Consider the following 13,174-nt stretch of genomic DNA (forward strand, 5'->3'; position numbering starts at 1 on the left):
ATAAATGAAAAAAATCATTTTAGTACTATTAGCCATGCTCCTTTTAATCACAATTGCAGGCTGTACTGAGACAATACCGGAAAAACAGACGACAACGCCAACAAATCAAAGTTCCGAGACAAAGACAGGCAATCAAACAAAACAAGAGGCAAAAAAGCCGGAAATATTTAAAATCGGTGATACTGTTAAAATGGATAAACTCAATATCACAGTAAATGGTGTAAGATACTCGAATGGATCAGATTTCTTAAAGCCTGAAGATGGAAAGGTATATGCAATAGTCGATGCAACAATTGAAAATATTGATTCAAAAGCTCAGACGGTAAGTTCTATGCTAATGTTTAAACTTGCTGATAGTGATGGATATAACTACAACTCAACTATAGGTGATACAAAAGCACAACTTGACGGAGAGGTTGGGGCAGGACGCAAGATGCGTGGTGAAGTCGCCTTTGAGATCCCAAAAGACGCCAAGGGACTTGAATTCATATTTGAACCCAATGCATTTGGCACAGGTCAGGCAATATTTAAGCTTGACAAATAATAGGAAATAATCCCGGGAAATTACCCGGGAAATTTTTTTACGTTTATTTCCCAACTATAAAAAGCTTCATTATATCAAGTGCCAAATTTTCTTCTTTAAAGATATTAAAACCGGCCTTTCTCAGGTTTTCTACCGTATCCCTATTTATGTTGGCACCCCATGCTGCAACTGTTATTGGATTTAGTAAATCCATAAGTGTACCTATTATTATCTTTTTACTTCGCACATGTTCTAACATGTATAGTCTTCCATCATCTTTTAATACTCTCTTCAATTCTAAAAGTCCTTTTACTGGGTCTGGTACAGAACAGAATACGCAGCTCGTAACGATAGCATCAAAAGTTTTATCGGGGAATTCAAGATTCTCAATATCCATTATTCTTATATCAACGTCTTTTCCATATTTTTTCGCTTTTTCTTTCGCTATTTCTACCATTTTCGATGCAAAATCTATAGCAAAAATTTTCTTTCCATCCGGATACATTTCTATATTATTTCCCGTTCCGACACCCGCTTCAAGGATTGTATCACCTTTCACTAATGACCAGAGTTTCTTCCTCCATGTTTTCCCGCCGGATGATTCCATTAGGCCTTCCATCAAATCATAATATTTTGCAACTCTGTTATATCGTTTTTTTATAATGTCGTTTTTGTTCATATTTATCACCGATTTCATTTTATCATAAATATCAAAAAATTAATATAAATAAAATATTTCCATATACCGATAGTATAGTATAATGAATCTAAAGAAATACGAAGTGAAAATTTGGTATACTCTAATATATCTATAAGGGATGATTTTATCGCAGGAACACCAGTCTTTATAATTACTGGCGCAAAGCAATGCACTTCTTGAGAAAGGATACAATATTGTGGCATTTGATTTATCAGATGATAATCTCAATAATCTAAATACCCTTCAACCTTAATCAATTTAAAAACGGATGTTTATCTATTTTTATCAAGAATGATACCATACGCAATTGGCAATCCATTTACTAATTTAACCGAAATGTGAGAGCTAAAGTTAAAGCATTGAAAAATCGGGATTTTATCTTAACCCCGATTTTTCCGCATAAAATAATATATTTATTTCCAAGTTTTTACTATCCGTAGATGATATTTAAAAATAAAAACTGTTTCTCCCTTGAAGAAGAAATTGAAATTTAAAAAACTTATTTAAATTTCATCAACATCAACATATTTTGCTATTATATCATCAACAGGAATCAATAAATATTCAATACCGTCTTGTTTTATTTTAGTTCCAGAGAGTTCCTTATATATTACCCTTTCACCGACATTTATCTCATCTGTAGAATTTGCTGCAAGGCCCTCTACAATCCCTTCATTTAGCTTTTCCTGTGCTGTACGTGGAATAATTATACCTCCTACCTTCTTTTCATCATTATTATTTAGCTTAATCAGTGCATGACCGTTTACAGGCTGTATTTTTTGCATAAATATTCTCCTTTCTATTTTATTTATTTCATTATTCTTCTGCAATACCAAGTAGCCTATTAAGTTTTGGTTTGTCAAAACCAACGACAATAGTACCATCTATATCTGTCTGCGGTACACCTCTTTGGCCACTTCTCCTTACGAGCTCTGCTGCGGCATTTTGGTCTTTTGTCACATCGACATCTCTAAATCTTATATTATGTTGCCTCAAATACGCTTTTGTTGCACTGCACCATGGACATGACGGTGATGAATATACCGTAACTCTATGAGATATCATACCTTTTTCAGTAGATGTCCTTATAGGTGCATCATTTAATAGTCTTTTATAATATTCTTCCGTCTGAAGACCATATATAAACTGGTGTGCTTCACCGTTTTTAAATGTTACAACGGTTGGAACTGCGTTTATACCTAATTCACGGTGTATATCACTTACATTTGAAGCATTTACTGCATATACATGTATATCTGGATTTTTATCGCTTAATTTTTTTAATTCATCGAGTGCTTCAAGACTTTTTTGTGAGCTATTTGTGTAAAATAGAACTATAAAAAAGTCGTGCATTTTTTTAGCGCTACTAAATTCATCTTTGTCTTTAATAAAATTAATCATCACATATCACCCTTTCTTTTTCATTGATATATATTTAAATATAATATGTTATAGTGTTAAATGTAGTTAAAGATATAATACCCCCCTGTGGTATTAGGCCTTCTGTTAATATTATATTCAATCGAAATATAAATGTCAACTAGTTATTCACATGTACAAACGGTTATGTTATATGATATATAAGGGATATAATATTTATGAAGGAGCAATGTGAAAGCATTATACTCATTGCACATAAAAGTCTTTCACATATTATGTGTCTAATCATAAAGAAAGGAATGAAAGTTAATATGCTTAATAATTATGAACATTACCCCGTTTATAATGGCTCAGATTTGGGAGTATCATATATAAAAGATAAAAGCGCATTTAGACTCTGGGCACCAACAGCAGATAAAGTTTATTTAAGATTGTACAAAAAGGATAATATTGAAGAATATGAAATGCAAAAATCAACAGGTGGAACATGGTATATAGAATTGTCGGGCGATTTAAAAGGCCTCCAATATACCTACAAAATTTTAAGAAATTCAAATGAAGTAGAATCTGTTGATCCATACGCAAAAGCATTAACAGCAAATGGTGCAAAAAGTGTTATTATTGATTTAAGAGAAACAAATCCAAAAGATTGGGAAAATGATATAAAACCGACATTTAATAGTCCTACGGACGCTATTATATATGAAATACATGTAAGAGATTTTTCTATGCACAATGATTCTGGTATTATCAATAAAGGAAAATATTTAGCTTTTACAGAGGGCGGTACAGTTGGTCCCAATAATGTAAAAACCGGATTGGATCATCTGAAGGAGCTTGGTATAACACATGTGCACATTTTACCTATACAAGATTTTGCAAGTGTCGATGAAATAAAAGGCGGTTATAACTGGGGGTATGACCCTTATCATTACTTCGTACCTGAAGGCTCTTATTCAAAAGATCCTTCTGACCCTTTATCAAGAATAAAAGAAGTAAAAGAAATGGTTATGTCGCTTCACAAAGCAGGAATTAGAGTTATCATGGATGTAGTCTATAATCACACACATACAATTGGTGATTCTATATTTGACAAAATCGAGCCAGGGTATTTTTACCGCCACAATCCTGATGGAAGCTACTCAAATGGTTCTGGCTGCGGCAATGAAACAGCATCTGAAAGACCTATGATGAGAAAACTTATGATAGATTCTCTAAAGTACTGGGTAGAAGAATACCATATAGACGGTTTTCGCTTCGACCTATTGGCACTTCATGATATAGATACAGTGAGAGAAATCGAAAAGGAAATCCACTTAATTGATCCATCAATACTTCTTTATGGTGAACCATGGACAGGTGGTCCATCAGCTCTACCGGTATCAAAACAGATAGTAAAGGGAGCACAGCATGGTCTTAAGGTCTCTGTATTTAACGATAATATTAGAAATGGTATAAAAGGGCTCCCAGACGATGATTCAAAAGGTTTTGCAACAGGGCAGAGCGGACTTATAAATGTTATAAAGCAGGGTATTGTCGGCGGAATCAAGTACAATGACAATATAGGAGATTTTACATTGAATCCCTCTGAATCGATAAACTATGTGTCATGTCATGATAATCTCACATTGTGGGATAAAATAGAGAAAAGCAACCATTATGATGACGAAAATACGCGCATTGCTATGGATAAGCTTTGCAACATGATAGTATTGACATCACAAGGAATACCTTTTATACATGCTGGTGAAGAAATGCTACGGACTAAAAAAGGCTGTCACAACAGCTACAATGCAGGTGATGATATTAATGCCATCGACTGGTCAAGAAAGGCAAAATATCATGATGTTTTTGAATACTACAAAGGACTTATATCTTTAAGAAGAAAGCATCCTGCATTTAGGATGAAAAATGCCGAAGATATAAGGCAAAACCTTTCATTTATAGAAAGTCCTGATGGAACTATCGCGTTTACTTTAGATGGTAGACCTTGTCATGATAGCTTTAATAAGATTATAGTTATATATAATCCATTGAGAAATGATGTAAAGATTAATTTACCTGAAGGAAATTGGCATGTCGTCGTAGATGATATGAAGGCTGGTACTACTTCTATAGATAGTGGAAACTGGAAAATTGAAAATAATACTGTTTCGGTACCGCCAATATGCGGTATGGTACTCTACAGCCCTAACTAAAAAAGTCGGACAGAGGACGGTTCTCTGTCCGGATATTTTTATGACATTAGGCGCTTTTTACCTTCTAATGCTTTTATCGGTGTAATGTCCTGTGTCACAATGTGATCGCCATTTTCATCTCTTACAGCAAAATATTAATTTTAGTTTAACATCTTCAACTGTTTTTCCTCTATGCAGCTCTCTTTTTATTTTTTTTAGCAGTTCTTGCCTGTGTTTTCTGTTATTTATAAGTATCCTTTTTATAAGGTCATGAACAGTTTTATTTAGATCTAATTTTTTAATATCACATTACCTGATTATATTTTATCCTAAAATAAAATAATTTCTGTGATCCTAATCACTATTCCGAGTAATTTTGTATGAATACTTTATCTTTTTCTATGTATTTAATTACTTCACTATATACAAAATTTTTCATATATTCTTCATTTTTATACGTAAATACACCTTCTTTTACTTCTGTATCATAGCAAAATACCGGTGATGACTCCATTATTCTCTCTATCTTTTTTGCCTGTTCCTTCATCATCCTGAATACGCCTATATTTGCATCTTTTATTTTATCCGCCGATAATTCTTTAAATATTTTATTTATAAAATCAACGTAAATATTTTCAAAATCATCAATATACATAATAGGTTCAATAGAAAGTCTAACATTAAGTCCCCTTGATATAGCTTTTTTGATGCTTCTTATTCTCATGTCGAGCGATGGTGTAAGCTTTTCATATCTTTCAATAATTGGCTGTGGCAAAATAGACCATGCAAATATGACATTATCAGGTACTTCCATATCTTTATAAATATCAATATTTGCGCTTTTTGTGCGTATTTCTATCAATAAATTGTCATTATTTGCAGCATATTCTATCCACCTTCTGCCAAATCCGATAAATGGCTCAAATGCCAATAAATCTGTTTCATATGATATACTTAAATAAATTTTTTTATCACTTGTCAACTTGTCGACTTCAGAGAAGAAATCCTCAATATTTACAAATACAACTATGTTTGCAGATGGATACATCCCTTGTAGATAGCAGTAATCGCATGAATAAAGGCAGTTTAATATATTTGATGTGTGATAGAAATTATTATAGCCGAAATTCACACATAATTCAGATCCTTTGTAAATAAAATCATATCTCTTTTTGGCAAGTATAAGGTTTAGTGATTGTTTCTGCATTATGTAGTTTTGCTTAGGTCTGTTGAATACGTCGCCATATCGATCGATTTCTATCACAACGCTATTTTTTAGCTCATTTAATATTTTCACTGTAATAGGATGTTTTAAGATATCTCTTTCAACGTAAATATGTGAGAATTTCTTCAAAGTATTTCGCCCTTTCATTTTTATTATTAACAGTATTAACAACCTTATTGTTCAAAAATAAAATATCTTTTCCTGTCCTCACTTTATAATGAAGACATTCTTTATATAATATTTCCTTTTGACTTTTGGTAAGCTTAAGATTATCCGATATTTTATTAAATAAATCGAGTTCATCTCTCTGAAATATCCCCGATTCTCTTTTAAATGATTTTTGAACTGTTTTTATAAACATATCAATATTGTTGATATTGTTCGCAACTATATTTAAGGCAAGATTTTTATCGACAGTATCAACACCTATCCTGTCAGAAACTATTTTGATTAAAAATATCCTGTGTTGCTCTATATATTTTGCCGACGATAGATAAAAGCCACTTGACTCCATGTCGCATAGAGCTTCTGATAAATTGTTCATATTTTCAACAGGTCTATCAAAGGTTTCGATTGAACTCTCATTTAATTTATGTTCTACCAATATATCTGTATAATAATCCTTACCTGTGCCATGGTCTTTTATCTTATTAATTAGATATGCCGTTCCAATTTCCACATCATTTTTTGCACCACATATACCGATATTTATTATAATGTCATTATCATCAGGAAGATATTTTGAAAGCATATGTGATGTGGCAGTCGCACAGGCAATTTTGCCGACACCGGTTATTATCAGGATTATCCCATCATTTTTAAAAATCTGATAATATCTATCGTCTATATCTCTCTTTAAATCATAATATTCGATAATAGGTTTTGCTTCAACATATAGGGATACAGCGATGTATACCAAAATTCCACCTCTATTCTATATTGCTTTTTACAATTATACCATAAAAGTGAATTATTTATTAAAACAAAAAAAGTGCCTTTAGCACTTTTATTTTATAATCCATGCATATGCATAAGCTCTTTCACATCAGCATTTCTTTCTAAGATATAATCATTTAAAACATCAAATTTATTGTTTATTTTTCTAAAATTTGTTTCATATTTATTTAGTTGACTCGTATGTTTTGACACCTCATCAAATGTCTGCTTTATAATATAATCTATATCATCATGCTGTTTTTCTAATTTGTCCAATCTTGCTTCAGCTTTATCAAGTCTTACTTCTACTTTACTTAATCTTTCTTCTACTTTATCAAGTCTTGTTTCTACCTTACTTAATCTTTCTTCTACTCTATCAAGTCTTGTTTCTACCTTACTTAGTCTTTCTTCTACTCTATCAAGTCTTGTTTCTACTTTACTTAGTCTTTCTTCTACTTTATCAAGTCTTGTTTCTACTTTACTTAATCTTTCTTCTATTTTATCAAGTCTTTCATCTATGTTGTCGAATCTTTTTAAAACGAGAACCATAAATTCCTCATTTGTCAAAATATTTCCCCTCCCCTTGCACTCTTACACATATTGTAACATATAATAATATTATAATCAATAAAAATAAAAACATTTGTTCTGCATAGCACTAATTGTGTTCTGCCAATGTTTATGCTTTAATTAGCCCGACTTCTATCCTTGTCTTTATAATGTTTGTCATGATTCCAAGCATCATCATATCAATTACAAACTGTGTTCTAAATGGCATTATAATGCCTAAAATAGGAACTAATCCTAATGTCATTAATATATTGTATATAAACCGGACTGATATAATCATCTCATTCGTCTCAAAACTCATATCGGATATGGGATATTAAACTTTTTATTAATTTTCCCCAAAGTATAGGCAGTGCAACAGTGAAACATGTAAATTTTTTATATCCTCTTCACCTATAATAATTTATAATACAATATCGCTAGATAAAGCTATATTATAAAACATAAAAAAACGGTTCTTGGTTGAATACAGAATTTTCTGCATTCAGCTCAAGAATCGTCTTTAAGTTGGATTTATCTTAAATTCCCATAAACATCTTTATATCGTCATCTACGTTTGTTATGCCGCCGATACCAAAGTTTTCGACTAAAACTTTGGCTACGTTGGGTGATAAGAATGCTGGTAGTGTAGGTCCTAAGTGTATATTTTTAACGCCTAGGTATAAAAGAGCCAACAATACTATTACAGCTTTCTGTTCATACCATGCAATATTAAATGATATCGGAAGCTCATTTATATCTTCAAGTCCGAATACTTCTTTAAGCTTAAGAGCTATAACTGCTAGTGAGTATGAGTCGTTGCACTGACCTGCATCAAGAATTCTCGGTATGCCGTTTATATCCCCGAGGTTTAGTTTATTGTATTTGTATTTTGCACATCCGGCCGTAAGTATTACCGTGTCCTTTGGAAGCGCTTTTGCAAATTCTGTGTAGTAGTCTCTTGACTTCATCCTACCATCACAGCCTGCCATTACGAAGAATCTCTTTATTGCACCTGTCTTTACGGCATCAACGACTTTATCTGCAAGTGCTAATACTTGGTTGTGTGCAAATCCACCAACAATCTCGCCTTTTTCAATCTCAATTGGTGGCTTGCATCTCTTTGCGTGTTCTATTATCTCTGTAAAGTCCTTCTTTCCATCTGGACCTGCATCAATGTGCTTTACGCCTTCAAATCCTACAACACCAGTCGTGTAAAGTCTATCTTTGTATGAATCCTTTGGCGGTACAAGGCAGTTTGTCGTCATGAGTATCGGGCCATTGAAGCTTTCGAATTCTTTATCCTGAAGCCACCATGCATTACCATAGTTTCCCGCAAAGTGTGAGTATTTCTTAAATGCTGGATAGTAGTGCGCTGGTAACATCTCTCCATGTGTATATACATCAACACCGGTTCCCTCTGTCTGCTCTAATAATTCTTCAAGGTCTTTTAAATCATGTCCGCTAATTAAGATGCCTGGATTATTTCTTACACCGATATTAACTTTTGTTATCTCAGGATTTCCGTATGTCGATGTATTTGCCTTGTCAAGTAGTGCCATAACATCAACACCGAATTTGCCTGCTTCCATTGCAAGTGCGACATAGTCATTTGCACCAAGGCTATCATCAAGTGTCGCTGCTAATGCTTTTTCAATAAACACAGATATCTTTGCATCTTTAAAACCAAGGTTTGCAGCATGGAATGCATATGCTGCCATACCTTTTAATCCGTATGTTATAAGCTCACGAAGTGACCTTATATCTTCATTTTTTGTTGATAGTACACCTACTGATGCAGCCTTTGCGTCAAATTCATCTTCATCTGTATTCCATACCGCCGCATCGTGTAAATTATTTAAATCAACACCATTATCTTTTAGCTGATTCTTAATTATTTCACGAAGTTTAATCCCTTCTTTAATCTTTCCTACAAAATATTCTCTATCAAAGTTTACATTTGTTATTGTTGAGAATAAGCCATTAATAATAAATGTATCTGTGTTTTCATTGTTTAAACCATGCTTTCTTGCCTCTTTATTTAAAATAGCAATTCCCTTTAATGTATATATAAGTAAGTCCTGCATTCTTGCAGTATCGTCTGTCTTACCACAAACACCTCTCAATGTACAACCTGTGCCTTTAGCTGCCTCCTGGCACTGAAAACAAAACATTCCCATAAATTCTTCCTCCTTTTTTATTTTAGAGATGCCAATAATATTACATCCCTTTCCGCATCAATTCTTAACACGTTTATTATTATAAGGCATAGGTTGTATTATTTCTGTGATAAATATCACAAGTAAAACAATAGAAATTAATTTTTTAACATATATTACATTTTTGCTTCTGCATCTTTTAAATTAATCAGTTCTATTGTATCATTTAATTTTTTATTTATTGATGAAAACAGCAATATTTCTGCATAAGTTCATTTTTTGGCGTCTCAAGTTTAGGATTTATTTGGCGCATCATGCAGAACCGTTTTATTGACGTTTAATTTCTCCAAATTTGCAAATTTATCATCACCATTAGTTGTCACACTTATTATTCTTCTATTTATACATTTATTGTTTCAGTATCAATCTTTTCAATATATGCGTCTGTATTGCCTTCGACGAATTCTATAATCTTTTGAATCATTGCTTCCGTAATTTTTGAATCGCTTCCACAGCATGTCAAACCAATTACTATTGATTGATGCACATCCTGATTTTCCACCTCTGCAATAGCTGCATTGAAGCGGTGCTTCATCTTATCTATTATGCTTCTTACTACCATCCTCTTTTCTTTAAGTGAATGTACCCAATTTGCATACAAATGTATTTTGCAATATGTTATAACCATTTTATCACCTTAAAAATTTTAGAATTAATCATATTATTCTCAAATAAATCCTCTATATCAAAAATTGATTTTATTTTTTAAATACATATACAATAATGCAGGTGCTTCTCTCATATAACCATAAATCTCATCATACATATATTGCTTTACAAAGATACCCGAAAAGCTAGCTAAGTTACTTATTTATTTCATACTTATTTCTCAGCATATAAAATTATATTGATTTTTTAACATCTGTTCAAGCAGTTCAGTATCGAAACCTACATCTTCATAACCTTGTTTTATAATATTATAATATCTTTTACTTGGTCTTCCTATATCATTTCCTGGGTTCATTATATATACCATTGCCCTTATTGGCTTACCTTCATATATGGCCTCTACAATTTCTTTTCGGTAGAGGTGGGGGTAATCTTCATATTTATCTAAAGCGTCTTCATCAAATGGTCCTATTTCCCAAAGAACAGCTGGAACCTCGCTATTCTCCGCTGGTTCAATTGTAGCGAATGCACCTTTATCTTTACCTTTAAATACAAGTTTCCAATTTCTTAGAATCGCAGGACCCATTAGCTTTGCTGTTGGACATCTTTTTGACATTTGTTTTAAATTCATATTGCTGCCATATGCTAAATATAAATTTTTCATAAAACTAGCTCCTTCCTATATAATAATAAATTTCAAATGGAAATAAAGAGATCCTATACTCTATCTATATTTTCAAATTCAAATCGGCACCAATAACGCCAATACATAATCCGTCTTTATCAATTAAATGTTTATTTATTTTATCTAAAACTAATCTAATCTCTCGAAAGCTTTCATCAACAATTTTCTTGGATTCAATACCTGTATTGTACATTTGCCCTGTAGTACTTCTAATATTTTCAAGCATTTCAATTAATTCTTTTATTTCTCCAATTGTATTTTTTATATTTTCATAGCAAATTGAGTTATTTGAAGATATCTCCTGTGATTCAGCATATAACTGTTGTGCAAAAGCATTATTCTCTTCCGTAGTAATAGATAATTCTTCTGAAACCGAAAATATACGGCTTGAAGCAACTTGTGTTTCAAAAATATATTTAACGAGCTTTTTCTTAAGTTCCATTATTGAAGTGAATATATCTTTCATTACCCCTTTAAAATAGTGGCTTTTATCTTTGTTGGATAAATTATTATTTGTATTTATAATATTCAATAACTCTGATAACTTTTTATTTTTAAATAGCATTTAAACCACCCCTTTTTTCCTTTGTATTAAATAAAAAAACGTTAATCAGCTATAACTGATCAACGCCCTTGTTGACACATAATTGCAATATATTTTTATATATTATACTATAACCAAATAACATCTACAAGAATTTCTACAACGCTATAATAGAACAAGTGAATAATTATTGCGAAAAATATGACTTGAATTACGCATCTACACAGATTGAAGGTAACTAGCTGTAACTTTAATAATTTTCTATATTGACATATTGGATACAAGTAGTATAATTTATTATAAGTAAATAAAAATTATGAAGCAAAGGTGCTTTAAACATACTTATGTAAGAGCACCTTTTTTAAAGCAAAGCAGCTTTGTATGGTGAAGCTGCTTTTTCTATTTAGGAGGTGTTAACTTATTATTTTTTAAAATTATTTTTTAAAATTATTTTTTAAATTATTTTTAAATTATTTGATTTTTATGGAGGGGTAAAAATGAAAATAGGAGTTCCAAAGGAAATTAAACCAGATGAATCAAGAGTCGCTATTACACCTGCTGGTGTACATGCTTTTGTAAGCAATGGGCATGATGTATTTATTGAGAAAAATGCTGGGGTTGGTAGCGGTATAAGCGATGAAGAATATTTAAGCGCAGGTGCAAAAATACTTGATACCGCAAAAGAAGTCTTCGACATCTCGGATATGATCATAAAAGTAAAAGAACCACAACCATCAGAATATGATTATTTCAAGAAAGGTCAGGTTCTCTTTACTTATCTTCACTTAGCACCAGATAGGGAATTGACGGATGCTTTGTTAAAGAAAGAAATAATCGGTATAGCATATGAAACAGTGCAAAAAGATGATGGATCTCTTCCATTACTTATACCTATGAGTGAAGTAGCGGGTAGAATGTCCGTTACAATCGGTGCATATCTTTTGGAAAATATCAATGAAGGGCTTGGAGTAGTGTTAAGTGGTGTACCGGGTGTTGAACCTGCTGAGGTCGTAATAGTAGGCGGCGGTACAGTCGGAACAAATGCAGCAAAAGCCGCCGTAGGTATTGGTGCACATGTAACGATTCTTGATGTAAATGCTTCAAGGCTTGCATACCTTGACGATATTTTTTCAGGGAGAGTAACTACACTTATGTCAAATCCCTATAACATAGCACAATATGCTAAAAAAGCAGATTTACTGATTGGTGCAGTATTAATCCCTGGTGCTAAAACACCTAAATTAGTCACAGAGGATATGGTCAAAAACATGAAAAAAGGTGCCGTAATTGTCGATGTAGCAATTGATCAAGGTGGCTCTGTTGAAACTATTGACAGAATTACAACACATGAAAATCCTTATTTTGTAAAATACGGCGTTGTACATTATTCCGTTGCAAATATACCTGGTGCTGTACCAAGGACATCGACATTTGCACTTACAAATGTGACTATACCATATGCACTTCAAATCGCAAATAAAGGCTATAAAAAAGCGCTTCTTGAAAACAAAGAACTTTTAAGAGGACTAAATGTTTATTATGGCAAAGTAACATATAAGGCGGTTGCCGATGCACATGGAATCGAATATTTCGATCCTTCAGAAGTATTAACATAGATTATTTAGGG

General features: G+C 32.4%; 14 protein-coding genes and 1 pseudogene. 3 read left to right on the forward strand and 12 right to left on the reverse strand.

The genetic code is table 11. The features are described from left to right. The first annotated feature begins 4 nt into the window (after positions 1–4). A complete protein-coding gene (locus CPG45_RS05770) occupies positions 5–544 on the forward strand; it encodes a DUF4352 domain-containing protein (protein WP_096231044.1) in 540 nt (179 codons plus the stop codon). 43 nt (positions 545–587) lie between these two features. Here the strand turns inward: CPG45_RS05770 and CPG45_RS05775 are convergent, their stop codons facing one another. The 3 genes from CPG45_RS05775 to CPG45_RS05785 form a co-directional block, all read right to left on the reverse strand. Next, positions 588–1,202, reverse strand: a complete 615-nt coding sequence (locus tag CPG45_RS05775; protein WP_502695804.1) for a class I SAM-dependent methyltransferase — start codon at positions 1,200–1,202, stop codon at positions 588–590. Positions 1,203–1,726: 524 nt separating this feature from the next. After that, positions 1,727–2,008, reverse strand: coding sequence for a co-chaperone GroES (locus tag CPG45_RS05780; protein WP_096231046.1), 282 nt, complete (start codon positions 2,006–2,008; stop codon positions 1,727–1,729). Between the two features lie 31 nt (positions 2,009–2,039). Further along, a complete protein-coding gene (locus CPG45_RS05785) occupies positions 2,040–2,624 on the reverse strand; it encodes a glutaredoxin domain-containing protein (RefSeq protein WP_096231047.1) in 585 nt (194 codons plus the stop codon). A 197-nt stretch (positions 2,625–2,821) separates the two neighbouring features. Here CPG45_RS05785 and pulA point away from each other — a divergent pair, with 197 nt between their 5' ends. Continuing rightward, positions 2,822–4,801: a type I pullulanase gene (pulA, locus tag CPG45_RS05790; RefSeq protein WP_096231048.1), complete on the forward strand. Its 1,980-nt coding sequence runs from the start codon at positions 2,822–2,824 to the stop codon at positions 4,799–4,801. A 340-nt stretch (positions 4,802–5,141) separates the two neighbouring features. Here the strand turns inward: pulA and CPG45_RS05795 are convergent, their stop codons facing one another. From CPG45_RS05795 to CPG45_RS05835, 9 genes and pseudogenes are all read right to left on the reverse strand, one after another. Next, positions 5,142–6,134 carry an SPL family radical SAM protein gene (locus CPG45_RS05795; protein ID WP_096231049.1) on the reverse strand — a complete coding sequence of 331 codons (993 nt, stop codon included), beginning with the start codon at positions 6,132–6,134 and terminating at the stop codon, positions 5,142–5,144. After that, a complete protein-coding gene (locus tag CPG45_RS05800) occupies positions 6,106–6,924 on the reverse strand; it encodes a nucleoside phosphorylase (RefSeq protein WP_096231050.1) in 819 nt (272 codons plus the stop codon). Before CPG45_RS05800 ends, CPG45_RS05795 begins: the two co-directional genes overlap by 29 nt. A gap of 92 nt (positions 6,925–7,016) precedes the next feature. Next, positions 7,017–7,508 (reverse strand): coiled-coil domain-containing protein, encoded by a 492-nt coding sequence (locus tag CPG45_RS05805; RefSeq protein ID WP_096231051.1) that lies wholly within the window; start codon positions 7,506–7,508, stop codon positions 7,017–7,019. Between the two features lie 112 nt (positions 7,509–7,620). Continuing rightward, positions 7,621–7,791, reverse strand: coding sequence for a hypothetical protein (locus CPG45_RS05810; RefSeq protein ID WP_172856493.1), 171 nt, complete (start codon positions 7,789–7,791; stop codon positions 7,621–7,623). Between the two features lie 238 nt (positions 7,792–8,029). Continuing rightward, the gene (gene hcp, locus CPG45_RS05815; RefSeq protein WP_096231053.1) at positions 8,030–9,670 is read right to left on the reverse strand and encodes a hydroxylamine reductase; all 1,641 of its coding nucleotides are present in this window, start codon (positions 9,668–9,670) and stop codon (positions 8,030–8,032) included. Positions 9,671–10,049: 379 nt separating this feature from the next. After that, positions 10,050–10,337, reverse strand: coding sequence for a DUF503 domain-containing protein (locus tag CPG45_RS05820; protein ID WP_096231054.1), 288 nt, complete (start codon positions 10,335–10,337; stop codon positions 10,050–10,052). 57 nt (positions 10,338–10,394) lie between these two features. Further along, a pseudogene (locus CPG45_RS18155) lies at positions 10,395–10,508 on the reverse strand (YdcF family protein); the annotation flags it as partial. 30 nt (positions 10,509–10,538) lie between these two features. Beyond that, entirely contained in the window at positions 10,539–10,982 is a 444-nt protein-coding gene (locus CPG45_RS05830; RefSeq protein ID WP_096231055.1) for a gamma-glutamylcyclotransferase family protein, read from the reverse strand. 64 nt (positions 10,983–11,046) lie between these two features. Then, entirely contained in the window at positions 11,047–11,568 is a 522-nt protein-coding gene (locus CPG45_RS05835; RefSeq protein WP_231969023.1) for a hypothetical protein, read from the reverse strand. Positions 11,569–12,044: 476 nt separating this feature from the next. On the opposite strand from CPG45_RS05835, the gene ald reads away from it, so the two are divergent. After that, positions 12,045–13,163 (forward strand): alanine dehydrogenase, encoded by a 1,119-nt coding sequence (gene ald, locus CPG45_RS05840; RefSeq protein WP_096231056.1) that lies wholly within the window; start codon positions 12,045–12,047, stop codon positions 13,161–13,163. Positions 13,164–13,174 lie beyond the last annotated feature (11 nt).

This window comes from Thermoanaerobacterium sp. RBIITD, assembly GCF_900205865.1.
In the GTDB taxonomy this organism is placed as follows: domain Bacteria; phylum Bacillota; class Thermoanaerobacteria; order Thermoanaerobacterales; family Thermoanaerobacteraceae; genus Thermoanaerobacterium.

Coding starts and splice junctions, on each gene's coding strand:
- CPG45_RS05835 (WP_231969023.1), bottom strand. CDS start 11,568: ATGCTATTTAAAAATAAAAAGTTATCAGAGTTATTGAATATTATAAAT.
- CPG45_RS05820 (WP_096231054.1), bottom strand. CDS start 10,337: ATGGTTATAACATATTGCAAAATACATTTGTATGCAAATTGGGTACAT.
- hcp (WP_096231053.1), bottom strand. CDS start 9,670: ATGGGAATGTTTTGTTTTCAGTGCCAGGAGGCAGCTAAAGGCACAGGT.
- CPG45_RS05780 (WP_096231046.1), bottom strand. CDS start 2,008: ATGCAAAAAATACAGCCTGTAAACGGTCATGCACTGATTAAGCTAAAT.
- pulA (WP_096231048.1), top strand. CDS start 2,822: ATGAAGGAGCAATGTGAAAGCATTATACTCATTGCACATAAAAGTCTT.
- CPG45_RS05810 (WP_172856493.1), bottom strand. CDS start 7,791: ATGATTATATCAGTCCGGTTTATATACAATATATTAATGACATTAGGA.
- CPG45_RS05770 (WP_096231044.1), top strand. CDS start 5: ATGAAAAAAATCATTTTAGTACTATTAGCCATGCTCCTTTTAATCACA.
- CPG45_RS05775 (WP_502695804.1), bottom strand. CDS start 1,202: ATGAACAAAAACGACATTATAAAAAAACGATATAACAGAGTTGCAAAA.
- CPG45_RS05785 (WP_096231047.1), bottom strand. CDS start 2,624: ATGATTAATTTTATTAAAGACAAAGATGAATTTAGTAGCGCTAAAAAA.
- ald (WP_096231056.1), top strand. CDS start 12,045: ATGAAAATAGGAGTTCCAAAGGAAATTAAACCAGATGAATCAAGAGTC.
- CPG45_RS05830 (WP_096231055.1), bottom strand. CDS start 10,982: ATGAAAAATTTATATTTAGCATATGGCAGCAATATGAATTTAAAACAA.